Here is a 26,122-nt window from a genome sequence, read left to right as displayed (position 1 = left end):
ATTCTTTGATTTCTGATGACCACTCGGCGTGCCGGAACCGGCCACGGCCGGTTCCGGCAGCGCCCGAAGTGATGACGCGGACGAGGCCCGGGCCGCACGCTCATCCCGGCGCCGCAACCAGGCGGGCGGCAGACGAGGGAGGTGCCCGATGCACATCGGGCGGAAGTGGACAGTCGATGCATTCGCGACCACGGCAGCGAATGCATCGCGGATCCGATTCGTCGAGGTGCCCGACCGTCGTCCTGGGTTCGGCTCACAGGGGCACGCGCGCAGACCTGGTCGGCCCGGTTCAGCGGAGGCTCGCCGTGCTGCTCACCCGGATCGCGCTGCGGCCGCCGCGCGGTGACTACGACCTGTCCGCCGGCGAACTGACGGACCTGCTGTGGCTCAACGCCGCCGCGGCCGACGGTATCCGGCACATCCGTGCCCGCGCCTTCGCCGGACAGGTGGAGATCGCGGTCTTCACCATCGCCTCGGAGCAGGCGATCTCCGACTACATCGTGCAGCGGGTCTGCCAGCGTGCGATCCGCAGCGTGCCGGCGCTGCGGGGCTGGACGGTCACCTGACGTCCGTTCGGACGGGGAGGTCGCGATGGAACGTGTCGCGGTGAGCCCACCCGGGAACGACCGGGCGGTCCGGCCGGCGGCGTTCCGGGTGCTCGGCCCGCTGACCCTCACCAGCGGCGCGGACGCGCTGGTCCTCCCGCCGTCCAAGGTGACCTCGCTGCTCGCGGCGTTGCTGCTGCACCCCGACGAGGTGGTGTCGGTCGGCGCGCTGCAGCAGGCGATCTGGGGCGACGAGCGGCCCGCCTCGGCCAAGGCCGCGCTGCAGACCTGCGCGCTGCGCCTGCGGCAGTTGTTCAGTCGGCACGGCATCACCGGCAGCGTGATCAAGACCGTCCCGGGGGGCTACCGGATCACCGCCACCGCCGAGACCGTCGACCTGATGCGCTTCCGCGACCTGATCCGCCGCAGCCGCGACGAACCGGAACCGGAGGCGGAGCTGGCCATGCTGGAGGAGGCGCTCGCGCTGTGGAGCGACCCGATGCTGGCCAACGTGCCGTCGGAGGCGCTGCACCGTGACGTGGTGCCCCGGATCAGCGAGGAGCGGGTCCGGGTGATCGAGCGGGTCTGCGACCTGAAGATCGGCCTGGGCCGGGATCGCTCCGTACAGGTGGACCTCTGGACCGCGACCCGCGCCTACCCGGCGAACGAGCGCTTCTCGGCGCAGCTCGTCTCGGTGCTCTACCGCACCGGCCGGCAGGCCGACGCGCTGGCCGAGCTGCGCCGGATCCGGGAGCATCTCGGCAACGAACTCGGCGTCGCCCCCGGCCCGGCGCTGCGCGGGCTGGAGCTGACCATCCTGCGCGGCGAACCGCCCACCCCGGCCGGCCCGGCGGCCGCGCCCGTCGCCGCGCCGACCCGGCACCCGCTCGCGCCCGGCTTCGTCGGCCGGGACGCGCTCGGCGGCACCATCGCCGACCGGCTCCGCGCGGGCTGCCCGATCGTGGCGCTCAGCGGCCCGCCCGGCGTCGGCAAGACCGCGCTGGCGCGGCACGTCGGCCAGCTCGTCGCGGACGACTTCTCCGGTGGCCAGGTGCGCGTCGAGATGGGCTCGGCCACCGGGTCGGCGTCGCCGCTGGAGCACGTCGAGCGGCAGCTGCTCGCCGCGCGCGGCCGGGACGCCGGCGCCCGTGGCGGCCGGCGGCTGTTGGTGCTCGACGACGTGGTCGACGCCGGCCAGGCGCGGGAGCTGCCCGCCCTGTTGGCGCCCGGCGACGCGCTGCTGCTGACCAGCCGGCAGAGCCTCTCCGGTCCGGTCGCGCGGCTCGGCGGCTGGCTGCACCGGGTCGAGCCGCTCGACCCCGCCGACTCGCTGCGGATGCTCGCCGCCGCGCTCGGGCCCGAGCAGGTCGACGCCGACCCGCGGGCCGCCACGGCACTCGCGGCGCTCTGCGAACACCTGCCGCTGGCGCTGCGCATCGCCGCCACCCGGATCCTGCTGCGCGCCCGGATGAGCCTCGCGGAGGCGGTCGAGTGGCTGCGCGCGGACCCGCTGGGCCGGTTGAGCCTGCCCGGGGAGCCGGACATGTCGCTCGGCTTCCGCTTCGACGAGACGTTGTCCCGGACCGGGGAGGCGCTGGCCGCGGCGTTCGTCCGCCTGGCCACCGCGGCGTCCACGCCGATCACCGTGGGCCGGGCGGCGGAGCTGCTGGACGTGGAGCCGCCCGCGGCCCGCGACCTGCTCGACGCGTTGGTCGACCACAGCCTGGTCGAGGAGGCCGTGGACCACTACTGGATCCGGGGGCTGCTGCGGCGCCATGCCCACGCCGTCGCCGACCGGCCCGCACCCCACCCCGGCCCGCCACCACCCCCGTACCGAGCGAAGGGATCCCTCTGATGAGCACTGCCTACGAGACGGTGGCGCAGACCCGGCCGCGGATGCGCCACGACGTGCTGTTCACCCGCACCGAGGACGGAGTGCTGTTCCACAACGCCAACAGTGGATTCCGGCTCTCCTCCGCCACCGCGTACCGGTTGGCGTCGGTGCTCGTCCCGCACCTGAACGGGCGCAACCGGGTCGCCGACATCTGCGCGCCGCTGCCCGCCGCGCAGCGCGCCATGATCGGCGAGCTGGTGAGCGCGCTCTACGCACGTGGCTTCGCCCGGGACATCCCCGAGGCGGAGGGTGATCCGGCGGCGATCCTCGGTCCGGCGGTGGCCGCCCACTTCGCCACCCAGATCGCCTACGTCGACCACTACACCGACCGGGCGCAGCAGCGCTTCGCCACCTTCCGGGGCACCCGGATCGCGGTGCTGGGCACCGGACCCGTCGCCGTCGCGTGCGCCACCGGCCTGCTGCGCAACGGCGCCGCCACGGTGACCGTCCCGCCGGCGGTCGAGGCGGCGCTCGCACCCGAGCTGGCCGAGCTGGACGCCGCGGGCTGCGCCGCGACCGTCGAGGTGCTGCCCGCCGCCGGCGAGGTCGGCTGGCCCGAGCTGGCCGCGGCGGACATCGTCGTGGTGGCCGCCGGCGACGACGCGCCCCGCGACACCCTGCGGCTGCTCGCGGCCGGCGTCCCCGCCGACCGGCTGCTCCTGCCGGCCTGGGTCGCCGGCGGCCGGATGCTGGTCGGCCCGGTGCAGGGCCCGGGCCGTACCGGTTGCTGGTGCTGCGCGATGCTGCGACTCGGCGACAACGACGAGACCGACGCCGCCGGGCAGGTGTGGCGGTCCGCGGCGTTGCCGTCCGGGGCCGCGCCGGCCGCCGCCCAGCCGGACGGGCCGCTCGCGGCGATGGTCGGCAACCTGCTCGCCTACGAGGTGTTCCGACTGACGACCGGCGCGCTGCCGGCCGAGACCGACGGCAGCGTGATCGTGCAGCACCTCGCCTCGCTCGACGTGCTGACCGAACGGCTGCTTCCCCACCCCCGGTGCGCGTTCTGCCGGCCGGGGCCGGCGGAGTCGGCGTGGACCGCCGTCGAGCTGGACGCGCCGCCTGTCGAGACCGGCGAGGCGGCCGACCAGTCCGCGCAGGCGCAGGCGGCGGTGGAGCGGCTCGCCGCCCACCAGCCACTGCTCCAGCCGCACCTGGGGGTGTTCCGCCGCTACGACGACGAGCGGTGGGACCAGACCCCGATCAAGATCGGCTCGGTCGAGTTCACCGACGGCAGTGGCCGGCGCCGCACCGTGAGCGCGTTCGACGTCCACCACGTCGCGGCGGCCCGGCTGCGGGCGCTACGGGTGGCGGCCGTCGCCGGCGCCGGCCACACCGCTGCCAACGAGGTGGCCCCCGGCGACGTGCCGCGGGTCGGCGCCGCCCGTCTCGGCCTCGCGTCGGGTTGGGGTGACCCCGCCGACGCCTGGGCCGCGGCCCGCTCACTGCTCACCGGCGAGGCGGCGGCGGTGCCGGCCGCGGTGCTGGAGCCGTTCGGGCCGGCCAACCACGGTCGCGGCGTGGAGCCGACCAGCGCCGGCGGGGGAGCGGGCGGCGACCTCGCCGAGGCGGTCCGGTCCGGGCTCGCCTCGGCGCTCGCCGGGCACGCGCTGCGGCAGGTCGTCGGCGGTGCGGCCACCGCCCGGCGGATCCGCCTCGACACCATCGGCACCGACCCCGAGCTGGTCTTCCTGACCAAGTCGGCGGCGAACCTCGGGGTGGCCGTGGAGCTGCTCGACCTCGGCGGGCAGCCCGACACCGGAGTGACGGTGCTGCTGGCGCGCTCCTTCGACCCGACCCGCGGTCAGTGGTCGTACGCGCTCGCCGCCGACCCGGCGTGGACGGTGGCCGCGGTGGCCGCGCTGCGCGACGTGCTGGGCCAGGCACAGCTGCGCGCACAGGACCCCGACGCGGTGCCGGACACCGGTGACCCCGTGCTCGTCGACTTCGACGCCGGCACGGTGGCGGTGCACGGCGAGACGGACGCCGCCGCCGGTGCGGTCCACCGCTGGGCCGACGTGCTGGACCGGCTGCGGGAGCACGGGTACGACGTGCTGGTGGCGCCGGTCGGCGGCGCGGACCTGGCCGCGGGCGGGCTGGTCGTGGTGAAGGTGCTGCTGGCCGCCGGGGAAGACCGATGAGCGGCGGCGGGTCGGCGACCGACGAGCTGGTCTGTGCCGGGCTGGCCCGGCTGCTCGCCGAGCGCGGCTGCGACGCCGAGGTGGTCGCGCTGGGGGTGCGTGACGAGCTGAGCGCACCCGCCCGGCCGGCGCGCGCGCCCCGGGTGCTGCTCTACGGGCAGCTGGCGCTGCTCGGGCCGCTGCCACCCGCGGCGGCCTGTCCGACCTGCCTGGCGCGCCGCTGGCAGGCGGTGCGGCACCGGGACCTGCGCGACGCGGTCGAGCTGGGCGGCGACACCGTCGCGGCGGGCCCGTGGCCGTACGCGACCCCGTTCGTCGCGGACTTCCTGCACGCCCTGATCGACGCGCACCGCGCCGCCGGCGTCGCGCCGGACGGTCCCGACGCGGCGGCGCCGGGCGTCGGCACGGTGCTCCAGGTCGACCTGTCCACCCTGCGGGTGCACCGGGTTCCGCTGCTGCCCGACCCGGAGTGCCCGAGCTGCGGCGGCGGGGTCGCCGACGCGGCGGAGCTGGCCGTGATCGAGCTGCCCGCCACCCCGAAGCTGGCGCCGAATACCTTCCGCGGCCGGGATCTGGACGACTACCCGCTGGATGTCGAGGCGTTCGCCAACCCGGTCTGCGGCGCGCTCGGCGCCACCCTGTGGCAGGACGTCACCTCGCTCTCCACCTCACCGGCGATCGGCTCGTTCACCCTGCGCAGCGGCCGCTACCTACGGGAGACGCTGTACGGCGGGCACGCCGACGGCTACCGGCGCAGCGCCCGGATCGCGGTGCTGGAAGGGCTGGAGCGCGCCGCCGGCCTACGCCCGCGCGGCAAGCGCACCGCGGTCACCGCGACCCTGCGGGAGCTGGGCGGCGACGCCCTGGACCCGCGCGAGTGCGGGCTCTACACCGACGCGTTCTACCAGGCCAACCCGTACCTCCACCGGTTCGACCCGGACCGGCCGATCACCTGGGTGTGGGGCTGGTCGCTGCGCGACCAGCGCGCGGTGCTGGTGCCGGAGATCCTCGTCTACTACCACGCGGCGAGTGTCGAGGAGCGCTTCGTCCAGGAGACGTCGAACGGCTGCGCCTCCGGCGCGTCGCTGGTGGAGGCGGTCTACCACGGCCTGATGGAGGCGATCGAGCGCGACGCGTTCCTGCTGGCCTGGTACGGCGGCCGCTCGCTGCCGGAGATCGACCCGGCCAGCATCGACCGGCCGCAGACCCGGATGATGATCGACCGGTTGGCGATGTACGGCTACCGGGCCCGGTTCTTCGACACCCGGATGACCTTCGACATCCCGGTGGTGACCGCGGTGGCCGTCCGCGAGGACGGCGGCCTCGGCACCCTGGCCTTCGGCGGCGGGGCGAGCCTGGACCCGCAGGCCGCGATCACCGCGGCGCTCTGCGAGATCGCCACCGACTCGGTCATGGTCCGGGTCCGGGCCGGCGCCGACGAGCCCCGGCTGCGTCGTATGGTGACCGACTTCTCCCAGGTGCAGGGGCTGCACGACCATCCCCTGCTCTACGGTCTGCCGGAGATGGCGCGGCACGCCGGGTTCCTGCTGGAGCGGGGCCCCCGGCCGGTGCAGATGGCCGAGCTGTACGAGCGGGACCGGCCGGCCCCGCCGGTCACCGCCGACCTGCGCGACGACCTCGAACGCTGCCTGAAGACGGTGACCGCGCAGGGCTTCGACGTGATCGCGGTCGACCAGACCACGCCCGAGCAGCGTGATCTGGGCCTGGCGACGGCGAGCGTGGTGGTCCCGGGGCTGCTGCCGATCGACTTCGGCTGGCTGCGCCAGCGCGCCCCGCACGCGCGGCGGCTGCGGACCGCGTTCCGCGCCGCCGGGCTGCTCGACCGCGACCTGCGCGACGAAGAAGTCCACTTCGTTCCCCACCCGTTTCCGTGAGGTGCTTGCCATGACGCCTGAGAATCCCGGCTTCGCCCACGCGTACGCGACCGCGATCCTGCGCCGCGGCCGTGAGCCGATGCCTCCGGTCGACTTCACCCCCGACTGGGGCGACGCACCCCGCCGCGGCAAGTACTACCCGCGGGCGAGCGCCTTCGGTCTGCCCGCCCCGCCGGCCACCGGCGTCGACCTGGACACCGCGCTGCGCGGCCCGGGCGACGCCGACGAGCCGTTCACGCTGCCGCTGCTGGCCGGCCTGCTGCACCACTCGTACGGGCTGCTCGGACGGCGGCTCGGCATCCAGGCCAACACCGACCTGGCCGCGCTGCCGTCCTACGCGCACGCCAACTGGCACCGCGGCACCGCCTCGGGTGGCGGCCTGTACCCGTGCAGCGTCTACTGGGTCGCCGGACCCGGCGCCGGGGTCACCCCGGGCGTCTACTACTACGCGCACGCCCGGCACGCGATGCAGCGGCTGCTCACCGGCGACGTCAGCGCCCGGGTGAACGCGGCGGTCGACCCGCCCCGCCCCGCCAGCCAGTTCCTGGTCATCGGGGTGAAGTACTGGCAGAACGCGTTCAAGTACAACAACTTCTCGTACCACGCCGTGTCGATGGACGTGGGCACGCTGGTGCAGACCTGGCGGCTCTGGGCCGGCGCGCAGGGCCGGCAGATCCGGCCGGTGCTCTGGTTCGACCAGGCCGCCGTCGCCGAGCTGCTCGGGCTCGCCCCCGACGACGAGGCGCTCTTCGCCGTCGTACCGCTGACCTGGGCCGCGCCGGCCGGCTCGCCGCCCGCCGCCGCCCCGCCGCCCGCCGCCGGCCCGGCGGAGTCGGCCGGGCAGCCGGCGACCGTCCGGGTGCGGCACCACGACCAGGAGCGGTCCCGGACCCTGCTCACCTTCGACACCCTGCGGAGGATCAACCGCAGCACCGCCGCGGCGGTCGACCGGCCCGCCACCGGAGCGCTGGCGCCCGCCGCCGCCCACCCGGCGCCGGATGGGACGCGCCTGCCGCTGCCCGCCGCCGCGCCGATGACGCTGCCCGTCGAGGCCGCCCTCACCGCCCGCCGCAGCAGCTTCGGCCGGTTCTTGCACCGCCGGCCGATGGCGGCGGAGCAGCTGGCCGCGCTGCTGCGGGCCACCGCGGCCAGCACCGTGCCGTCCGAGATCGACGGCCCCGCCGACCGCCCGCTGGCCCGGATCTACGCCTTCGTCAACCATGTCGCCGGCGTGCCCGCCGGGGGGTACGCGTACGACCCGCAGGAGCACAGCCTGGTCGCCGTCACCGACGGCCCACCGGGGGCGTTCCTGCAACGCAACTACTTCCTGGCCAACTACAACCTGGAGCAGGCCGCGGTGGTGCTCGTCCCGACGGTGCGCACCCACGCCGTGCTGGACGCCACCGGCGACCGGGGCTACAACCTCGTCAACGCCACCGTCGGCGCGATCGCCCAGAGCTTCTACACCGCCGCCGCCGCGCTGCGCCTCGGCGCGGGGGTCGCCCTGGGCTTCGACAGCGTCTCCTACGTCGAGGAGCTGGGGCTGACCGAGAACGACGAGTTTCCGCTGCTCATCATGCTCGCCGGCGACGACCGGGGGCAGCTCGGCGACTACCGTTACGAGCTGCGGTGAACCCGGCCGTGCTGTCGCAGAGTCCGCCGCGGAACGCCGCCCCCGCCGGCTGGCGCACCGGCGCCTACTTCACTGCCCGGGTCGCCGGCCTGCCACTGTCGACGGTCGACCCGCTCCGCTGCCCGACGGTGTGCGCCTGGGCCGACGACGTGCTCGCCCTGGAGCAGCAGCTCGCGGCCGACGGCGAGCGGCTCAGCCAGGTCCTCTACGAGCTGGTCAACGACAACGAGGACGAGTCGGCCCGGCGGCGGCTGCTGACGCTGCGCCGGCAGATCTTCGGCAACGTCCTGCCTTCCGCGCCCGAGCCGGCGCTCGCCGCGGTCGAGCAGGCCCGCCCGGAGGCCCTGCCCGCCGTGCGGCGCTGGTTGGAGCGACGGGCGCGGCTCGCGCGACGGTACGACGAGGGGGGCGCGATCTTCGCCGCCGACGTCGCCCGGGCGCGCGCGCACCTGTGGCGGCTGGCCGACGAACCGCGCCTGCGCGGCGGGCTCCAGCTCGCCTCACCGACCCTCGACGAGCAACTCGCCGCCGGAGCGCCGCCGGAGCTGACCCGGCCGGCCAACAAGCGGACCCGCCGCGTCGAGCGCTCGCTGCTCTCCTACCTGTACCGCACCGCGTGCAAGACCAGCCCGTTCAGCACCTTCACCGCGGTCGCCCTGGGCCGCTTCGCCGACAGCGGGTCCGGGTTGGAGATCACCGTCGGCGAGCAGTGGCAGCGGCACGTCCGGCTCAACGTCGTCCTGGTCTCCCGGCTCGCCGACCTGATCAGCGCCGACCCGCGGCGGCGTGGCGACCTGTCGGTGGCGCTGAGCCCGGGGTGGCGCCGCGACGCCGACCGGATCCGTTACGTGCGGCACTGGGTCACCGCCGGCGACGACAGCGCCGCGGTCAGCTTCGACTCGGTCCGCGACGGGCTGTTCTTCCTGCGCCGCAGCGGCGTCCTGGACGAGCTCACCGCCCTGCTCCAGGAGCGCGGCACGATGCGCTGCGCCGACCTGGTGGACCGGCTCTGCGCGGGCACCGGGGCCGAGCGAGGAGACGGCGAGGCGTACCTGTCGACGCTGCTGCGGCTCGGCATGCTCCGGCTGGTCGGCCTCGACACCGACGTGCACGTCGCGGACCCGATGCGGGCGCTCGCCGGCACCCTGGCGCGGCTCGGCCGGCCGTGGGCCGGGCAGCTCGCCGGCCGGCTCGACGAGATCACCGAGCTGGTCGACGCCTACCGGCAGGGCGACCTCGCGCAGCGCCGCGAGCTGCTGCACCGCCTGCGGGCCGCGCTGCGCGCGGTCATGCGGTCGCTGGGCGAGGAGGACCCGACCCTGCCGCAGACGCTGCTCTACGAGGACAGCCGGGTCGCCGGCCCTCCCGTCGCCGTCGCCGCCGAACCCTGGCAGCGGCTGGTCGGCGCGGACCTCGCCGCCGTCGAGCGGGTGCTGCCCGCCTTCGACCAGAACCTGCCGCACCGCATCATGTTCCACGGCTTCTTCCTGGCCCGGTTCGGCGTCGGCGGCCGCTGCGACGACCTGCTGCGGCTGGTGGAGGACTTCCACGACGACCTCTATGACCAGTACTCCTCCTACACCGCGGGCCGCCGCCCGTTCGCCGACGACGGCAGCTACACGGCGGAGGAGAACTGGCTGGGCCGGCCCGAGATGACCGCGCTCGACCAGGCGCGGCAGCTCTTCGCCGGGCGGCTCGCCACGCTCGCCGGCGCCGACCCGCGGCGCGCAGAGCTGCCACTGCCGGCCGAGCTGCTCGACGAGGTCGGTGCGCTGCTCGGCGAGACCACCCGCGGTGTCCACCCGCAGGGGCACTTCGTGCAGCTGGCGCTGCGTGAACCCGACCCGCTGCTGGTGCTCAACCAGTCCTTCGGCGGGCTCTCCTTCCCGTTCAGCCGGTTCACCCACTGCTTCGACGCCGACACGCCGACCCTCGCCGAGCGGCTGCGCGCCCAGGCGGCCGAGGTCACCCCGCCGGGCGTGGTCTTCGCCGAGCTGACCGGGGGCGCGGCCACCACCAACCTGAACCTGCACGCCCGGCTCACCGACTACGTCGTCGTCTGCCCCGGCGAGACCAGCAGCGTGCCGGCCGAACGGCAGCTCACCCTCGACGACCTCTACCTGGTGCACGACCCGGAGACGGACCGGATCGTGCTGCGCTCCACCCGGCTCGACCGGGAGGTCGTCCCCGTCTACCTGGGCTACCTGGTGCCGATGGCGCTGCCGCAGATCCCGCGCACGCTGCTGCTGTTGTCGCCGGCGTCGATGGTGCGCCTCGACGTGTGGCGCGGGGTGCCCGCCGCGGCCACCGCCGACGGGGTCACCACCCGGCCCCGGCTGCGCGTCGGCAACGTCGTGCTCAGTCGCCGCAGCTGGTCGGTCCGGGTACGCGACCTGCCCGACGCGGGCGATCCCGGCGCCGACCCGACGGCGTTCCTCGACTGGCGCCGGTGGCGGGCCCGGCACGGCGTGCCCGAGCAGGTCTTCGCCACCGTCTACCCGGCCGACCCGGGACGGCTGGTGACGAACCCGAAGCCGCAGTACGTCGACTTCGGCAGCCCGCTGTCGACGCAGGCGCTGCGGGCCGCCCTGAACGGGCCGGACGACCGGGTCGTACTGCGCGAGCTGCTGCCCGCCGCCGACGAGCTGGCCGCCCACGGTGAGCGCGGCGGGCACGTCAGCGAGCTGGCCGTGGAGACGTTCCGCACCGAGGAGAGGGAGACCCGATGACCGCGTCCGCCGCCGCGCCCACCGACGCCGCGCACGCCGCCGACCCCCGCGGGCAGTGGCTCGCGCTGCACGTCTTCTACGCGGCCAACCCGCAGCCGCTGCTGGTCGAGTGCGTGGCGCCGCTGATTAGGGAGCTGACCGAGCAGGACCTGCTGGCCGGCCACTTCTTCATCAACTACTGGCTGGAGGGGCCACACGTGCGGCTGCGGCTGCGGCCGCGTACGCCGGCCGACGAGCCGGCGGTGCGGGAGCGCGCCGAGGCGGCGGTGAGCCGGTTCCTCGCCACCCGCCCGGCGCTCTACGCGATGGGCACCGGCTACCTGCGGGAGCTGTACGACATCCTCTTCGCGCTGGAGTTCCCCGACGGGCGGCCGGCGGAGCTGGTCGACGCGAACGGGCAGATGCTGCTGCAACCCAACAACTCCTACAGCTACCGGCCCTACGAGCCGGAGTACGGCAAGTACGGCGGGCCGGCGGGCATCGAGGTCGCCGAGTGGCACTTCCAGCACTCCAGCGACACGGTGCTGCGGGCCGTCTCGTCGATGAACCTGCACCTGCGCCCGGTGCTGCTGGGCACCGCCGCGCAGCTGATGACGGTGCTCGCCGGCACGTTCCTGCCCGACCGGGAGCAGCTGGTCGCGTTCCTCGACCGGTACCACCACTTCTGGCACCACGCCTTCGCCGGCACCAGCCTCATCGGCATCGACGAGTACACCCGGATGTACGACAGCGTCGCCGGAGAGCTGGGCCGCCGGGTGCGACAGATCCTGACCCTCGTCGCGCGGGGAAAGACCGAGCGCCTGCCCGGGTTCCTGCGCGGCTGGGCCGAGCACGCCGTCCAGCTCCGGGAGAAGGTGCTCGCACTGGCCGCGTCCGGTGAGCTGGTCGTCAGCGCGTGGAACGGCGGCGGCGACCGGGTCATCACCGACCCCGGGGAAGCGCTCGCGTCGCTGCTCTCGCCGTACCTGCACATGACCAACAACCGGCTGCACGCCACCATCCGCGACGAGGCGTACCTGTCCTACCTGCTCGCCCGCGTGCTGCGCGACCCGGCGGTGCCGGCGTGACCGGTTCCGGCCTGCTGGCCAAGCGCCCCCGGCTGCGCGAGGATCTGATCTTCTCGCGGCCGTTGCAGCGCGGCCCCGACACGGTCTACCTGATCAAGGACCGGCGCAGCGGCCGGGCGTTCGAGATCGCGCCGAAGGAGCAGTTCCTGCTGCGCCGCCTCGACGGCGCCCGGTCCCTTGCCGAGGTCGGCGCCGAGTACGCCGCCGAGTACGGTCGCCGCCTCGGCGACGAGCACTGGACCCGGCTGCTGTGGCTGCTGCACGAGCGCGACCTGCTGTCCGCGCACCCCGCCGACCAGGCCGCCGCGCCCGCCGACCCGGCCGCCACGCCCGGGGGCGACGGCGAGCGCGCGGCCGGCGGCCCGGTCCGGCGTGGCGCGCTGGGCTGGTGGGCGCGCCGGTTGCGGTGGCTGCTGCGCCCGGCGGTCTTCGCACTGCTCGCCGTGCTCGTCGCCGCCCTGCTCGCGGTGGTCGGGCTGCGGCTCGGCCCGCTCTGGCACGCTGCCCGGCCGGCCTTCACCGAGCCGGTCAGCCTGGTCGCGCTCGCGCTGCTCGCCTGGTTCGGCGCGGCGCTGCACGAGTTCGCCCACGCGCTGGTGGCCGTCCACTTCGGCGCCACCGTCAACCGGATCAACCTGATCACCCTGACCTGCAAGATCGAGGACTACCTCTACCTCCCGCGTCGATCCCAGCAGGTGATGATCGCGGCGGCCGGCGCGGTGGCGAACGGGCTCGTCCTGCTGCTCGTCGGCGCGGCCCTCACGGCGCTGCCGGGCGCCTTCGCCGACCGGCTCTTCAGCGCGTACGTGCTGGTCGCCGCCGCCCAGACGCTGGTCAACGTCATCCCGCTGCCGCCGCTGGACGGCTACAAGATCGTCAGCCACCTGCTGGGCCAGCTGAACCTGGCCCCGGAGAGCCGCCGCTACCTGACGACGGTCCTGCGGCGGCTGCTGCGCCGGCCCGGCCCGCGCTACCCGTGGCGGACGGCGGTCCACCTCGGACTCTTCGCCGCGTGGTGGCTGCTCGCGGTCGCCGCCGTCGCCGCCGTCGTGATCTCCGTCGGCGGCGCGCTGCTCCGGCCCGCCATCGGCGCACTCTCCTACGTCCCGCCCGCCGCGATCGTCGGCCTGACGATCGCCGGCTGGCTGGCCCGGCCACGTCGGGACCGTCCCGCGGACCGGACCCCGCCGCAACCGCTCAACCAGGACAACCAGTGAAAGGCGAGCCGATGTCACCCACCGACGGTCCAGCGATCGTGCTGGACGCCGTGAGCAAGTCGTATGGCGAGGTGAGGGCGGTCGACGAGATCTCGATCTCGATCGGCCGCGGCGAGTTCTTCGGTCTGCTCGGGCCCAACGGGGCGGGCAAGACCACGCTCATCGAGATGATCGAGGGCCTGCGTGTCCCGGACACCGGCAGCGTCACCGTGCTGGGTCGGTCGCCGGCCCCGCGCAACCTCGACCTGCTGCCCCTGATCGGTGTGCAGACCCAGCGCTCGGCGTTCTTCACCCGGCTGACCGCCCGCGAGCACCTGGTGACGGTCGCCGCCCTCTACGGCCTGCCCGCGACCGCCGCCGAGCGGGCGCTGGAGCTGGTCGGGCTGACCGATTCGGGCGACGTCCGGGTCACCAACATCTCCGGCGGCCAGCGCCAGCGCCTCGCCATCGCCTCGGCGCTCGTGCACGACCCCCAGGTGATCTTCCTGGACGAGCCCACCGCCGCACTGGACCCGCAGGCCCGCCGCGACCTCGGCCAGATGCTGCGCAAACTCAAGACGATCGGCAAGACCATCGTCTACACCACCCACCACCTCGACGAGGCGCAGGGGCTCTGCGACCGGGTCGCGATCCTCTCCGCCGGGCGGGTCCTCGCCCTCGACAGCCCCCGCGAGCTGATCGCCCGCTCCGGCATCGGCACCCGCCTGGTCGTCCCCGCCGGCCGCCTCAGCCCGGAGCAGGCCGGCAGCCTCGACGGTGTCGACGGGGTCGCCGTCGAGGACGACACGCTCGTGCTGCGTACCTCGCAGACCGCCCGGGTGCTCGCCGCCCTCGGCGCCGAGGCCGACCTGGACGACGTGGAAACCCGACCGGCCACCCTGGAAGACGTCTACCTCGAGCTGATCGGAGCGCCGCAGGCATGAGCGCATACGCCGCACTCTCCCGAGCCACCTACAAGGCGACCGTCCGGGACGCCACGACGCTCTTCTTCACCTTCGCCTTCCCGCTGGTCTTCCTCGTCATCTTCGGCCTGATCTTCCGCAACCAGGAGGTCGGCGACACCGGCCGCGGCTACGTCGACTACATCGCCCCGGGCGTGCTCTCCTGGGGCCTGGCCAGCGCGGCTCTCTTCGGGGTGTCGTTCACCCTGATGCAGTGGCGCAACGACGACCTGCTGCGCATCATCCGGCTCTCGCCGACCAGCCTCTGGTCGGTGATCGGCTCCCGCTACGTCGTCGCACTCGGCATCGGGGTGGCGCAGAGCCTGCTCTTCGTCGGCGTCGCGATGCTGCCGGTCTTCGGCATGCGCCCGGATCCGACGTGGCCGCTCGCCATCCCGACCATGCTGCTCGCGGTGACGGCGTTCCTCGCCCTCGGCCTGATCGTCGGTTCCCGGGCGAACACCGCGGAGGCGGTCGCCGCGATCGCCAACTGCATCGTGGTGCCGATGGCCTTCCTCTCCGGCTCGTTCTACCCCCTCGAACTCATGCCGGGCTGGCTACAGGGGATCTCCCGGGCACTGCCGCTGCGGTACGTCAACGACGGCATGGCGTACGCCTTCACCGGCTTCGGCACCATGAACGACTACCTGCTCTCCTGCGCCGCGCTGGTCGCGTTCGCGGTCGTGTTCGCGGTCATCGGGGTGCGGACCTTCCGCTGGAGCAACGACTCATGACCGCCACCGCGGCGGCGGCAGCGCGCCCTGCCCCGCTCGCCGCCGCCGCGGACCGGCTGCGGGACCACCTGCACCGTCGCTGGACGGCGCAGCCGGTGGGCGGCGAACCGCGGGTGGTGACGCTGGGCGACGCCGACGCGCTCGCGGCGCCCGCCGCGGCGCAGCCCCACCGACGCGACGCCACCGTGCACCTCACCGCCGCCGCCGTGCTGGTCGGCCCGTACGGAGGCACGGCGGGCCGGGCCTGCGGGCACTGCCTGGCCATCCGGTGGCAGCGGCTGCGCACCCGCAGCGAGCGCGACGCCCTGGAGGTCGGCGACCAGATGACCGCGGTCGGCCCGTGGCCGCAGCTCACCGCCTACCAGCTCGACGCCGTCTGGGATCTCCACCGCGCCGTCCACGCCGGCCCGTCGCTGCCGCCGCCGCGGAGCTGGGACCGGCACAGCGCCACGTTGCCCCGGGTCAGTCAGCTCGACCTGGGCAGCCTGCGGGTACGCAGCTACCCGCTGCTGGCGGAGCCGCGCTGCCCCACCTGCGCCGTCCCGCGACCCGACACCCCCGACGGTCCGGCGCTCGCGCACGAGCCCCGGCTCAAGCCGCGCCCCGACGCGTACCGGCTGCGTGCCCCGGGCAGTTATCCGCTGCCGGAGGCCGCGCTGGTCAACCCGGTCTGCGGCGCGCTGGGCGCGGGCACCCAGCTGACCATCACCTCACCGACGACCGCGCCGGTGACCGGCAGCGTCTTCATCCGCGGCTACGGCGGGCTGCTCGACGTCTCCTGGAGCGGCCAGTCGAGCGGCTACGACGCGAGCCGCTCGCTGGCCTACCTGGAAGGGCTGGAGCGCTACGCGGGCACCCACCGGCGGCGCCACGTCGCCCCGGTCGTCGCCGCGTACGCCGACCTCGGCACGGACGCGCTGCACCCGGACGCCTGCGGCAGCTATCCCGACGCGGTGTACGACGCCGACCCGATCCTGCGCCGGTTCGACCCGGAGCGGCCGATCCCCTGGGTGTGGGGGCAGAACCTGCACACCGGCCGGCCCGTGCTGGTGCCCCGCCGGCTCTGCTTCTACAGCTCGCCGGCCGCGGGCGACACCTTCGTGCTCTCCTCCTCCAGCGGCTGCGCCACCGGGAGCTGCCTGGAGGAGGCCGCCCTGTTCGGGCTGCTGGAGCTGATCGAGCGCGACGCGTTCCTGCTCGCCTGGTACGGCAACCTCAGGCTGCCCCGGATCGACCTCGACACCTGCCCGCCGACGGTGCGGGCGATGGCCGATCGCGCCGAGCTGCAGGGCTATCGTCTCTACGCCTTCGACAACCGGATCGACCTCGACGTACCCGTGGTCACCAGCCTCGCCGTCCGCCACGACGGCGGTCCCGGCCTGCTGTCGTTCGCCGCCGCGGCGCACGTCGACCCGGAGCAGGCGGTGGCCGGCGCGCTCGCCGAGGCGCTCACCTACATCCCTCACCAGCCCGGCACGGTGCGCCGGCGTCGGCCCGAGCTGGAGCGGATGGCCGACGACTACACCCTCGTCCGCCGGCTGCCGGACCACTCGGCGCTCTTCGGCCTGCCGCGGATGGCGGTGCACGCCGAGAGCTACCTCGACGGCGGTGACGCGCTCCCCGCCGGGCAGGTGTTCGCCGGCTACCGGCCCCCGGGCACCCGGGACCTGCGCGACGACCTGCACCGCGTGCTCGATCTGCTGCGCGCGCGGGGATTCGAGGCGATCATGGTCGACCAGACCACGCCGGAGCAGGAGACGGTCGGCCTCCGCTCGGTCTGCATGATCGCGCCCGGCCTGCTCCCGATCGACTTCGGCTGGATCCGGCAGCGGGCTCCGCACCTGCCGCGGCTGCGGACGGCGCCCGCGGCGGCGGGCCTGGCCGACGCCGAACTCACCGACGCCGACCTGCGCCTCGTGCCGCACCCGTTCCCGTAGCGGGGCGGCCGCCGCAGTGCCGGTGCCGGAGGCGTGCGCGGCGGTGACGGGCACCGGGGTCAGACACGCGGAAACGTCGGGCCGCCCGCGGGGCGGCCCGACGCCGTGCCGCCGTCGGTCAGGCCGAGCAGCTGGTGGTGGAGGTGGTGCTGCTGCAGGTCGAGGTGGTGCCCGACGAGGAGCAGGAGGCGAGGATCGCCTCGGACGCGTCGGCGTAGTCGGAGATCGCGAAGGTCTCCGACTCCAGCTCCAGGATCTCCTCGGCGAGGGCGTTGAGGTCGGTCTCGGGCGCCATGATGACTCCTAACGGTCGGTGTCCGGCCGGCTCGTCCGGCCCCGCCGCAAGCACACCCCAGCACGCTCACCGATCGCCCACGGCCACCGGCGCAAACCGCTGTCACCCGATGTCAGCGGTGTGACAGCGGCCTCGGCTTGGCTGACCCCATGGCACCACCCGGAGTGCGGACCGCCACCCACCCCACCGGCCCGACGGTCGATCCGGAGACCATCGCCGACGCGACCCGGCTCTACCGCGACCTGCACGCACATCCGGAGCTCTCCGGGATGGAGGAGCGCACCGCGGCCCGCTTCGCGGCCGCACTGCGGGAGATCGGCTGTCAGGTCACGACCGGCATCGGCGGGCACGGCGTCATCGGCGTCCTCGACAACGGGGTCGGCCCGCGTGTGCTGATGCGGGCGGAGCTGGACGCGTTGCCGGTCGCCGAGGAGACCGGCCTGCCGTACGCCAGCACCGCGACCGGTGTGGACGCCGACGGCCGGACCGTGCCCGTCATGCACGCCTGCGGACACGACCTGCACCTGGCCGCGGCGGTCGGCGCCGCCGCCCACCTCGCCCGCGAGCGGGACGGCTGGCGCGGAACGCTGCTGATCCTGGGGCAGCCGGCCGAGGAGACCATGCGGGGTGCGGCGGCGCTGCTCGACGACGGCCTCTACGAGCGGTTCGGCCGCCCCGACCTGCTCCTCGCCCAGCACGCCGCGCCGCTACCGGCGGGCATGGTCGCCCACGGCAGCGGTCCCATGACGGCCGGCTGCGTCACCCTGGACATCACCGTGCCCGGCCGGGGTGGGCACGCCGCCACCCCGCACCTGTGCGTGGATCCCGTGGTGCTCGCCGCGACCATCGTCGTGCAGCTGCAGGCCGTGGTGGCTCGGCAGGTCAGCCCGGCCGAGCAGGTGGCGCTCACCGTCGGCACGCTGCGCGCCGGTCACCATCCGGGGGTCATCGCCGAGCACGCCACCCTCGGGGTGACGATCCGGGCGCTGCACGAGCCGACGCTGGACCGGGTGCTGAGCAGCGTGACCCGCACCGTCCGGGCGGCCTGCGAGGCCGCCGGCAGCCCGCGCGAGCCGACGGTACGGGTCGTGTCGCGTACCCCCGCCCACGTCGGGGATCCGGGCGCGACCGCCCGGGTGCGGGCCGCCCACGAGCGGGTGTTCGGGCCGGAGCGGGTCGGCTGGTGGCCGCCCTCCCTGGCGTCCGAGGACTTTCCGCTGCTGGCCGCCGGGGGGATCCCGAGCAGCTACTGGATGCTCGGCACCGTCGGGCCGCGTCAGTGGCGGGCGGCGCCCGGCGCGAGCGCGGCCGAGAAGCTCGGCAACCTGCCGACGAACCACAGCCCGGCCTTCGCGCCGAGCGTCGAGCTGGCCCTGCCGGCCGGTGTGGTGGCCCTGGTGGCCGCCGCCGGGACCCTGCTCGCGCCGGATCCGCGACCCTCGGTTTCGTCGCCCGCGCCGTCGTCGTCCGCTCGGCCGTTGTCGCCCGTGCCGCCCTCGTCGTCGTCCGCATCGCCGTCGCCGGAGGCGGTGCCGGTGGCGGCGGGGGAGGGCCGGACCGGGCCGATTGAACGGGTAGCGGGCGCGTGCTAATTTTCCGGCAGAAAGCGGATCTTCCCCCTCCCGTCGCGAGCTGCGCCTCCGGGCGAGTTAGGTAGACAACGGTGAAGTTCTACGAGCTGATCTCCCTCATCTGGATCCTCGCCGGGCTCGCCATCGCCCTGACCTGGCTGATCCTGCGGCACCGGCGGGCACAGGCCCGCACCGCGCTGGAGGTCCGGTCCCGTGCCGAGTCGGCCCAGCTCGCCGACCTGCAGGTCAGGGTCGATCGGATGGAGAAGGCTCCGCGTACGGCGGAGTGAGCCCGATCACCCGGTGATCCATCCGGGTTTCGGACAGTCGGGGTGTCACCGGACGGGGACATCCCGACTTTTCGTATGTCGAGTCCACTCGCAGGCCACCGCTGTAGTTTCATGCGGTCGACCGTATGAACTTGCAGCGCCGCCGGGACGCTGTTAGGCTTCTCCGCATAATCATGCGGAGGTGAGTATGGGAATCCGAGTCGCGGTCGCGGGCGCGAGCGGCTACGCCGGTGGCGAGCTGCTGCGCCTGGTCGCCGGGCACCCGGAGTTCGAGCTGGTCGCCGCCACCGCGCACAGCCAGGCCGGGCACCGCGTCGACGTGGCGCACCCGCAGCTCACCGGGCTGGACCTCGTGTTCGGCGAGACCGACCCGGACGCCCTGGCCGACGCGGACCTGGTCTTCCTCGCCCTGCCGCACGGCCAGTCGGCGGCGCTCGCCGCGCAACTGCCGGCCGACGTGCGCATCGTCGATCTCGGCGCCGACCACCGGCTCGCCAACCCGTACGACTGGGCCCAGTACTACGGCGGCACGCACGCCGGGCAGTGGACCTACGGCCTGCCCGAGCTGCCCGGGCAACGGGAGCTGATCGCCGGCTCCACCCGGGTGGCCAACACGGGCTGCTACGCCGCGGCGATCACCCTGGCGCTCGCGCCCCTGATCGCGGCCGGTGCGGCCGAGCCGGCCGACGTGGTCGTGGTCGCCGCCTCCGGCACCTCCGGCGCGGGCCGGGCCGCCAAGTCGCACCTGCTCGCCAGTGAGGTGCTGGGTGACCTCTCGCCCTACCGGGTCGGCACCCACCAGCACGTCCCGGAGATCAAGCAGGCGACCGGTGCGACCACCCTCTCCTTCACGCCGGTGCTCGCGCCCATGCCGCGCGGCATCCTGGCCACGGTGACCGCGGTGCCGGCGCGGGGCGTGGACCCGCAGGCGGTGCTCGCCGAGGCGTACGCCGACGCGCCGTTCGTGCACGTCCTGCCCGAGGGGCACTGGCCGCACACCGCCGCCACCCTCGGCTCCAACTCCTGCCACCTGCAGGCCACCGTGGACGTCGACTCCCGCCGGATGATCGTGGTGAGCGCGCTGGACAACCTCGGCAAGGGCGCGGCCGGGCAGGCCGTGCAGAACGCCAACCTGATGCTCGGCCTGCCGGAGACCACCGGCCTGTCGGTGTACGGAGTCGCGCCATGACGGTGACCGCGCCCCGGGGCTTCCGGGCGGCCGGGGTCGCCGCCGGGCTCAAGGCCAGCGGCGCCGGCGACGTGGCCGTCGTGGTCAACGACGGCCCGGACGCGACCGTCGCCGGTGTGTTCACCGCCAACCGGGTGAAGGCCGCGCCGGTGCTCTGGACCCAGCAGGTGGTCCGCGGCGGCGTGGTCCGCGCGGTCGTGCTCAACTCCGGCGGCGCGAACGCGTGCACCGGCCCGGCCGGCTTCCAGGACACCCACACCACGGCCGAGCACGCGGCCGCCGTGCTCACCCAGGCCGGTCCGCGGCTGATGCTCGGCGCCGGCGAGGTCGCGGTCTGCTCGACCGGCCTGATCGGCGAGCGGCTGCCCATGCCCGAGCTGCTCTCCGGCGTACGGGCCGCCGTGCGTGGGCTGTCCCGGGACGGCGGCCGGCCCGCCGCCGAGGCGATCATGACCACGGACACCCGGCCGAAGACGACCGTCGCGTCGGGCAGCGGCTGGACCGTCGGCGGCATGGCCAAGGGCGCGGGAATGCTCGCCCCGGCCATGGCGACGATGCTCTGCGTGCTCACCACCGACGCGGTGGCCGGGCCGGAGGCGCTGGACGCCGCGCTGCGCGAGGCGTGCCGGGTCACCTTCGACCGGATCGACTCCGACGGCTGCATGTCCACCAACGACACCGTGCTGCTGCTGGCCAGCGGCGCCTCCGGCATCACGCCCAGCCAGGCCGAGCTGACCGCCGCGGTCACCGCCGCCGCTCACGACCTGGCCCAGCAGCTCATCGCCGACGCCGAGGGCGCCACCAAGCAGATCGCGATCGACGTGACCGGCGCGGCGAGCGAGGACGACGCGGTCGAGGTGGGTCGGGCGGTGGCCCGCAACAACCTGGTGAAGACCGCGCTGTTCGGCAACGACCCGAACTGGGGTCGGATCCTCGCCGCGGTCGGCACCACGGCCGCCGCGTTCGAGCCGGACGCCGTCGACGTCGCGGTCAACGGGGTCTGGGTGTGCCGGTCCGGCGCCGCGGCCGAGGACCGGTCGAAGGTCGACCTGGCCGGGCGGGACGTGACCATCCGGATCGACCTGCACGCCGGGCCCGCCGAGGCCACCGTCTGGACCAACGACCTGTCCCACGCGTACGTGCACGAGAACTCGGCGTACTCCACATGACGCTCTCCGCCGACCTCACCCGCTCCCAGGCCAAGGCCGCGACGCTGATCGAGGCGCTGCCGTGGCTGGTCCGGTTCTCCGGGTCGACCGTCGTGGTCAAGTACGGCGGCAACGCCATGGTCGACCCCGAGTTGCAGCGGGCGTTCGCCGCCGACATGGTCTTCCTGCGCTACGTCGGCCTGAAGCCCGTCGTCGTGCACGGCGGCGGGCCGCAGATCTCCGCCATGCTCGGCCGGCTCGGCATCGCCAGCGAGTTCCGCGGCGGCCTGCGGGTCACCACCCCGGAGGCGATGGACGTGGTCCGGATGGTGCTCGTCGGGCAGGTTGGCCGGGAACTGGTCGGCCTGATCAACGCGCACGGCCCGTTCGCGGTCGGCCTCTCCGGCGAGGACGCCGGGCTGTTCACCGCGGTGCGGCGGCCGGCGTACGTCGACGGCGAGCCGGTCGACGTCGGCCAGGTCGGCGACGTCGAGTCGGTCGACGTCTCGGCGGTCACCGACCTGATCGACGCCGGCCGGATCCCGGTGATCTCGACCGTCGCGCCGGACGTCGACGGGGTGCTGCACAACCTCAACGCGGACACCGCCGCCGCCGCGCTCGCGGTCGCGCTGGAGGCCCGCAAGCTGGTGGTGCTCACCGACGTCGCCGGCCTGTACGCCGACTGGCCGGACACCGCCAGCCTCATCTCCGAGATCGGCGCGGACGACCTGGCGAAGCTGCTGCCCGCCCTGGAGTCGGGGATGGTGCCGAAGATGGAGGCCTGCCTGCGGGCGGTGCGCGGCGGGGTGCCCGCCGCGCACGTCGTCGACGGCCGGGTCGCCCACTCCACGCTGCTCGAGGTGTTCACGTCGGAAGGGTTCGGAACCATGGTGATGCCGTCATGAGCACGCTGCTGCAGCGCTGGGGCCAGTCCATGATGGACAACTACGGCACCCCGCCGATGGCGCTGGTCTCCGGCTCCGGCGCCGTCGTGGTCGACGAGGCCGGCCGGGAGTACGTCGACCTGGTCGGCGGGATCGCCGTGAACGCCCTCGGCCACGCCCACCCGGCCGTGGTCGCCGCGGTGTCCAAGCAGGTGGCCACCCTCGGCCACGTCTCCAACCTCTACGTCGCCGAGCCGCCGGTCGCCCTGGCCGAGCTGCTGCTGGCCCTCGCCGGCCGGCCCGGGCGGGTCTTCTTCGCCAACTCCGGAGCGGAGGCGAACGAGGCGGCGTTCAAGCTGTCCCGGCGTACCGGCCGCACCCACGCGGTCGCCACCCGGGGCGGCTTCCACGGCCGTACCATGGGCGCCCTCGCGCTCACCGGGCAGCCGGCCAAGGCCGACCCGTTCCGCCCGCTCCCCGGCGACGTCACGCACGTCGACTACGGCGACGTGGCCGCGCTGGAGTCGGCGGTCACCGACGCCACCGCGATGGTGATCCTGGAGCCGATCCAGGGCGAGAACGGCGTGGTCGTGCCGCCGGCCGGCTACCTGGCCGCGGCGCGGCGGATCACCGCCCGGCACGGCGCGCTGCTGGTGCTCGACGAGGTGCAGACCGGCGTCGGGCGGACCGGGCACTGGTTCGCCCACCAGGCCGAGGGCGTCGACCCGGACGTCGTCACCCTGGCCAAGGGGCTCGGCGGTGGGCTGCCGATCGGCGCCTGCCTCGCCTTCGGCCGGGCCGCCGAGCTGCTCGGCCCGGGTTCGCACGGCACCACCTTCGGCGGCAACCCGATCAGCTGCGCGGCCGCGCTCGCGGTGGTGTCGACCATCGCCCAGGAGGGGCTGCTCGACCACGTCAAGCGGGTCGGTGAGCGGCTGCGGCGGGGGATCGAGGCGCTCGGCCATCCGCTGGTCGCCGGCGTACGCGGCGCCGGGCTGCTGCTCGGCGTCGAGCTGACCGCGCCGGTCGCCCCGGTGCTCGGCGAGGCGCTGCGTGAGGCCGGCTTCCTGGTCAACCCGGTGCAGCCGGGCGTCGTCCGGCTCGCCCCGCCGCTGATCCTCACCGCCGCGCAGGTCGACGCCTTCCTGGCGGCGCTCCCGGCGGCCCTCGACGCCACCGCGCCGGCCGCCGCCGGCACGACCACCCCGACCGGGCCCGCCACGCCGGTCGTCGCCGGCACGACCACCCCGACCGGGCTCGCCACGCCGGTGGTCGCCGGCACGACCACGCCCACCGAGCCCGCCGCGAGCCCGACGGAGACGACCGCATGACCCGGCACCTGCTGCGCGACGACGACCTCAGCCCGGCCGAGCAGTCGGCCGTGCTGGACCTCGCCGCGCGGATGAAGGCGGACCGGTTCGCGTACCGGCCGCTGTCCGGGCCCCGGTCGGTGGCGGTGCTGTTCGACAAGCAGAGCCTGCGGACCCGGATCTCCTTCGACGCCGGCATCGCCGAGCTGGGCGGGCACCCCCTCGTCGTGGACACCCAGGTCACCCACTTCGGCCGGGGCGAGTCCCTGGCGGACGCCGGGCGGGTGCTCTCCCGCTACGTCGCCGCGATCGTGCTGCGTACCCACGGCGACGAGCGGATCGGCGAGGTCGCCGCCGCGGCCACCGTGCCGGTGATCAACGCGCTCACCGACGGCTTCCACCCCTGCCAGATCCTGGCCGACCTGCAGACCGTCCGGGAGCGGTGCGGCGGCACCGCCGGGCGGACCCTCGCGTACGTCGGCGACGCGGCCAACAACATGTCCCACTCCTACCTGCTGGGCGGGGCGACGGCGGGCATGCACGTCCGGGTCGCCGGGCCGGCCGGGTTCGCGCCGGACGCCGCCGTGCTGGCGCGGGCCACCGAGATCGCCGCCGCCACCGGCGGGTCGGTCCGGGTGCTCACCGACCCGGTCGCCGCAGTCCGCGACGCCGACGTGGTGGCCACCGACACCTGGACCTCGATGGGGCAGGAGTCCGACGGGCTGGACCGCGTCACCCCGTTCCTGCCGTACCAGGTCAACAAGGCCCTGCTCGGGCACGCCGCGCCGGACGCGATCGTGCTGCACTGCCTGCCCGCCCACCGCGGCGAGGAGATCACCGACGAGGTGCTCGACGGCCCGCAGAGCGCGGTCTTCGACCAGGCGGAGAATCGCCTGCACGCCCAGAAGGCGCTGCTGACGTTTCTCCTGGAGGCCACCCCATGACCGCCCCGCTGACCCGCGCCGCCCGGCACGCCCGCATCGTCGAGCTGATCCGGGACAAGGACATCCACTCGCAGACCGAGCTGGCCGACCTGCTCGCCGGTGACGGCATCCAGGTCACCCAGGCCACCCTCTCCCGGGACCTCAAGGAGCTCGGCGCGGTCACCGCGCGCGGCGGCGACGGGCGCGGCGTCTACCTGATCCCCGAGGACGGCCACCGGCCGCTGCGGGACGCCGAGGCCGCACCGGCCCGGCTGATCCGGCTGCTGCACGAGCTGCTCAACGGGGTCGACTCCAGCGGCAACATCGCCGTGCTGCGCACCCCGCCGGGCGCAGCCCACTACCTGGCCAGCGCGTTGGACCGAGCGGGCCTGCCCGAGGTCGTCGGCACCATCGCCGGCGACGACACCATCCTCGTCGTGGCCCGCGAGGCCGACGGCGGGGCCGCGCTCGGCGACAAGCTCGCCGGCTGGGCCCGCCGCGAAGAGAACGTTGAAGGGAGCACCACACCATGACCGAGCGGGTCGTCCTGGCGTACTCCGGAGGGCTGGACACCTCCGTCGCCATTCCCTACCTGGCGGAGCAGACCGGCGCCGAGGTGATCGCGGTCGCGGTCGACGTCGGCCAGGGCGGCGAGGACCTGAACGCCATCCGGCAGCGCGCCCTGGACTGCGGGGCCGTGGAGTCCGAGGTGGTCGACGCGCGCGACGAGTTCGCCGCCGAGTACTGCCTGCCGGCCATCCGCGCCAACGCCCTCTACATGGACCGGTACCCGCTGGTCTCCGCGCTGTCCCGGCCGCTGATCGTCAAGCACCTGGTGGCCGCCGCCAAGAAGTACGGCGGCACCATCGTGTCGCACGGCTGCACCGGCAAGGGCAACGACCAGGTCCGCTTCGAGGTCGGCCTGGGCGCGCTCGCCCCGGACCTGAAGATCATCGCGCCGGCCCGGGACTACGCCTGGACCCGGGACAAGGCGATCGCCTTCGCCGAGGAGAAGGGCCTGCCGATCGACGTCTCGGCCAAGTCGCCGTACTCCATCGACCAGAACCTGTTCGGCCGCGCGGTCGAGACCGGATTCCTCGAGGACATCTGGAACGGGCCGATCGAGGACCTCTACTCCTACACCGCCGACCCGGCCGAGCCCCGCGACGCCGACGAGGTCGTGATCACCTTCGACGCCGGCGTGCCGGTCGCCATCGACGGCGAGACGGTCACCCCGTACCAGGCGATCCTGGAGCTGAACCGGCGGGCGGGCGCCCAGGGCGTCGGCCGGCTCGACATGGTCGAGGACCGCCTCGTCGGCATCAAGAGCCGCGAGGTGTACGAGGCGCCCGGCGCCATCGCGCTCATCACCGCCCACCAGGAGCTGGAGGCGGTCACCGTCGAGCGGGACCTGGCCCGGTTCAAGCGCGGCGTCGACCAGCGCTGGGGCGAGCTGGTCTACGACGGCCTGTGGTTCTCGCCGTTGAAGCGGTCGCTGGACGCGTTCATCGACGACGCCCAGCGGCACGTCTCCGGCGAGGTGCGGCTGACCCTGCACGGCGGCCGGGCCACCGTCACCGGTCGTCGGTCGGAGGCCAGCCTGTACGACTTCGGCATGGCCACCTACGACACCGGCGACACCTTCGACCAGTCCCTGGCGAAGGGCTTCGTGCAGCTGTGGGGCCTGCCCAGCAAGATGGCCGCGGCCCGGGACTCCCGGCTGGGCGACGCCTGACCGTGGGTGCGAGCGCGAGGAGTGAACGAGCGCAGCGAGTGAGCCCC

19 protein-coding genes and 2 pseudogenes are annotated in these 26,122 nt (G+C 74.6%); 20 read left to right on the top strand and 1 reads right to left on the bottom strand.

Annotated features, from left to right (window positions below):
• Nucleotides 1-305: 305 nt before the first annotated feature.
• The 11 genes from O7603_RS09925 to O7603_RS09875 are packed head-to-tail and all read left to right on the top strand — an operon-like array spanning nucleotide 306 to nucleotide 16,730.
• Nucleotides 306-566 (top strand): hypothetical protein, encoded by a 261-nt coding sequence (locus O7603_RS09925; protein WP_281575401.1) that lies wholly within the window; start codon nucleotides 306-308, stop codon nucleotides 564-566.
• Nucleotides 567-591: 25 nt separating this feature from the next.
• The gene (locus tag O7603_RS09920) at nucleotides 592-2,400 is read left to right on the top strand and encodes an AfsR/SARP family transcriptional regulator (protein WP_281575400.1); all 1,809 of its coding nucleotides are present in this window, start codon (nucleotides 592-594) and stop codon (nucleotides 2,398-2,400) included.
• Nucleotides 2,400-4,577 (top strand): TOMM precursor leader peptide-binding protein, encoded by a 2,178-nt coding sequence (locus O7603_RS09915; RefSeq protein WP_281575399.1) that lies wholly within the window; start codon nucleotides 2,400-2,402, stop codon nucleotides 4,575-4,577. Before O7603_RS09920 ends, O7603_RS09915 begins: the two co-directional genes overlap by 1 nt.
• The gene (locus tag O7603_RS09910) at nucleotides 4,574-6,472 is read left to right on the top strand and encodes a TOMM precursor leader peptide-binding protein (protein ID WP_281575398.1); all 1,899 of its coding nucleotides are present in this window, start codon (nucleotides 4,574-4,576) and stop codon (nucleotides 6,470-6,472) included. Before O7603_RS09915 ends, O7603_RS09910 begins: the two co-directional genes overlap by 4 nt.
• A gap of 10 nt (nucleotides 6,473-6,482) precedes the next feature.
• The gene (locus tag O7603_RS09905) at nucleotides 6,483-8,105 is read left to right on the top strand and encodes a SagB family peptide dehydrogenase (protein WP_281575397.1); all 1,623 of its coding nucleotides are present in this window, start codon (nucleotides 6,483-6,485) and stop codon (nucleotides 8,103-8,105) included.
• Complete coding sequence (locus tag O7603_RS09900) at nucleotides 8,102-10,834, top strand: lantibiotic dehydratase (protein ID WP_281575396.1); 2,733 nt, start codon at nucleotides 8,102-8,104, stop codon at nucleotides 10,832-10,834. The genes O7603_RS09905 and O7603_RS09900 overlap by 4 nt, the downstream gene beginning before the upstream one ends.
• Nucleotides 10,831-11,901 (top strand): lantibiotic dehydratase C-terminal domain-containing protein, encoded by a 1,071-nt coding sequence (locus O7603_RS09895; RefSeq protein WP_281575395.1) that lies wholly within the window; start codon nucleotides 10,831-10,833, stop codon nucleotides 11,899-11,901. The genes O7603_RS09900 and O7603_RS09895 overlap by 4 nt, the downstream gene beginning before the upstream one ends.
• Complete coding sequence (locus O7603_RS09890) at nucleotides 11,898-13,118, top strand: M50 family metallopeptidase (protein WP_281575394.1); 1,221 nt, start codon at nucleotides 11,898-11,900, stop codon at nucleotides 13,116-13,118. The genes O7603_RS09895 and O7603_RS09890 overlap by 4 nt, the downstream gene beginning before the upstream one ends.
• The gene (locus tag O7603_RS09885) at nucleotides 13,115-14,041 is read left to right on the top strand and encodes an ABC transporter ATP-binding protein (protein WP_281575393.1); all 927 of its coding nucleotides are present in this window, start codon (nucleotides 13,115-13,117) and stop codon (nucleotides 14,039-14,041) included. Before O7603_RS09890 ends, O7603_RS09885 begins: the two co-directional genes overlap by 4 nt.
• Nucleotides 14,038-14,793, top strand: a complete 756-nt coding sequence (locus O7603_RS09880) for an ABC transporter permease (protein ID WP_281575392.1) — start codon at nucleotides 14,038-14,040, stop codon at nucleotides 14,791-14,793. The genes O7603_RS09885 and O7603_RS09880 overlap by 4 nt, the downstream gene beginning before the upstream one ends.
• The gene (locus tag O7603_RS09875; protein ID WP_281575391.1) at nucleotides 14,790-16,730 is read left to right on the top strand and encodes a TOMM precursor leader peptide-binding protein; all 1,941 of its coding nucleotides are present in this window, start codon (nucleotides 14,790-14,792) and stop codon (nucleotides 16,728-16,730) included. Before O7603_RS09880 ends, O7603_RS09875 begins: the two co-directional genes overlap by 4 nt.
• A 118-nt stretch (nucleotides 16,731-16,848) precedes the next feature.
• Here O7603_RS09875 and O7603_RS09870 read toward each other — a convergent pair whose 3' ends face one another.
• Nucleotides 16,849-17,025, bottom strand: coding sequence for a thiazolylpeptide-type bacteriocin (locus tag O7603_RS09870; RefSeq protein WP_073827725.1), 177 nt, complete (start codon nucleotides 17,023-17,025; stop codon nucleotides 16,849-16,851).
• 149 nt (nucleotides 17,026-17,174) lie between these two features.
• On the opposite strand from O7603_RS09870, the pseudogene O7603_RS09865 reads away from it, so the two are divergent.
• The 9 genes and pseudogenes from O7603_RS09865 to O7603_RS09825 all read left to right on the top strand — a co-directional run.
• Nucleotides 17,175-18,449, top strand: a pseudogene (locus O7603_RS09865) (amidohydrolase); the annotation flags it as partial.
• A 239-nt stretch (nucleotides 18,450-18,688) separates the two neighbouring features.
• Entirely contained in the window at nucleotides 18,689-18,886 is a 198-nt protein-coding gene (locus O7603_RS09860; RefSeq protein WP_281575390.1) for a hypothetical protein, read from the top strand.
• Nucleotides 18,887-19,073: 187 nt separating this feature from the next.
• The gene (argC, locus tag O7603_RS09855) at nucleotides 19,074-20,075 is read left to right on the top strand and encodes an N-acetyl-gamma-glutamyl-phosphate reductase (protein ID WP_281576653.1); all 1,002 of its coding nucleotides are present in this window, start codon (nucleotides 19,074-19,076) and stop codon (nucleotides 20,073-20,075) included.
• Nucleotides 20,072-21,244 carry a bifunctional glutamate N-acetyltransferase/amino-acid acetyltransferase ArgJ gene (gene argJ / locus O7603_RS09850; RefSeq protein WP_281575389.1) on the top strand — a complete coding sequence of 391 codons (1,173 nt, stop codon included), beginning with the start codon at nucleotides 20,072-20,074 and terminating at the stop codon, nucleotides 21,242-21,244. The genes argC and argJ overlap by 4 nt, the downstream gene beginning before the upstream one ends.
• Entirely contained in the window at nucleotides 21,241-22,128 is an 888-nt protein-coding gene (gene argB / locus O7603_RS09845) for an acetylglutamate kinase (RefSeq protein ID WP_281575388.1), read from the top strand. The genes argJ and argB overlap by 4 nt, the downstream gene beginning before the upstream one ends.
• A pseudogene (locus O7603_RS09840) lies at nucleotides 22,125-23,309 on the top strand (acetylornithine transaminase); the annotation flags it as partial. The gene argB and the pseudogene O7603_RS09840, both read left to right, overlap by 4 nt.
• A gap of 125 nt (nucleotides 23,310-23,434) precedes the next feature.
• Nucleotides 23,435-24,361, top strand: a complete 927-nt coding sequence (argF, locus tag O7603_RS09835; protein WP_281575386.1) for an ornithine carbamoyltransferase — start codon at nucleotides 23,435-23,437, stop codon at nucleotides 24,359-24,361.
• Entirely contained in the window at nucleotides 24,358-24,873 is a 516-nt protein-coding gene (locus O7603_RS09830) for an arginine repressor (protein ID WP_281575385.1), read from the top strand. Before argF ends, O7603_RS09830 begins: the two co-directional genes overlap by 4 nt.
• Entirely contained in the window at nucleotides 24,870-26,075 is a 1,206-nt protein-coding gene (locus O7603_RS09825) for an argininosuccinate synthase (protein WP_281575384.1), read from the top strand. Before O7603_RS09830 ends, O7603_RS09825 begins: the two co-directional genes overlap by 4 nt.
• The last annotated feature ends 47 nt before the right edge of the window (nucleotides 26,076-26,122 follow it).

The organism is Micromonospora sp. WMMD812 (assembly GCF_027497215.1).
In the GTDB taxonomy this organism is placed as follows: domain Bacteria; phylum Actinomycetota; class Actinomycetes; order Mycobacteriales; family Micromonosporaceae; genus Micromonospora.
Note: the sequence above shows the minus strand (reverse complement) of the source record. Positions and strands in the feature narration are given on the sequence as shown.

Excerpts from the sequence above, each read along its gene's own strand:
- O7603_RS09920 (WP_281575400.1), top strand. The coding sequence starts at position 592 with ATGGAACGTGTCGCGGTGAGCCCACCCGGGAACGACCGGGCGGTCCGG.
- O7603_RS09915 (WP_281575399.1), top strand. The coding sequence starts at position 2,400 with ATGAGCACTGCCTACGAGACGGTGGCGCAGACCCGGCCGCGGATGCGC.
- O7603_RS09910 (WP_281575398.1), top strand. The coding sequence starts at position 4,574 with ATGAGCGGCGGCGGGTCGGCGACCGACGAGCTGGTCTGTGCCGGGCTG.
- O7603_RS09905 (WP_281575397.1), top strand. The coding sequence starts at position 6,483 with ATGACGCCTGAGAATCCCGGCTTCGCCCACGCGTACGCGACCGCGATC.
- O7603_RS09895 (WP_281575395.1), top strand. The coding sequence starts at position 10,831 with ATGACCGCGTCCGCCGCCGCGCCCACCGACGCCGCGCACGCCGCCGAC.
- O7603_RS09880 (WP_281575392.1), top strand. The coding sequence starts at position 14,038 with ATGAGCGCATACGCCGCACTCTCCCGAGCCACCTACAAGGCGACCGTC.
- O7603_RS09875 (WP_281575391.1), top strand. The coding sequence starts at position 14,790 with ATGACCGCCACCGCGGCGGCGGCAGCGCGCCCTGCCCCGCTCGCCGCC.
- O7603_RS09870 (WP_073827725.1), bottom strand. The coding sequence starts at position 17,025 with ATGGCGCCCGAGACCGACCTCAACGCCCTCGCCGAGGAGATCCTGGAG.
- argC (WP_281576653.1), top strand. The coding sequence starts at position 19,074 with ATGGGAATCCGAGTCGCGGTCGCGGGCGCGAGCGGCTACGCCGGTGGC.
- argJ (WP_281575389.1), top strand. The coding sequence starts at position 20,072 with ATGACGGTGACCGCGCCCCGGGGCTTCCGGGCGGCCGGGGTCGCCGCC.
- argB (WP_281575388.1), top strand. The coding sequence starts at position 21,241 with ATGACGCTCTCCGCCGACCTCACCCGCTCCCAGGCCAAGGCCGCGACG.
- argF (WP_281575386.1), top strand. The coding sequence starts at position 23,435 with ATGACCCGGCACCTGCTGCGCGACGACGACCTCAGCCCGGCCGAGCAG.
- O7603_RS09830 (WP_281575385.1), top strand. The coding sequence starts at position 24,358 with ATGACCGCCCCGCTGACCCGCGCCGCCCGGCACGCCCGCATCGTCGAG.
- O7603_RS09825 (WP_281575384.1), top strand. The coding sequence starts at position 24,870 with ATGACCGAGCGGGTCGTCCTGGCGTACTCCGGAGGGCTGGACACCTCC.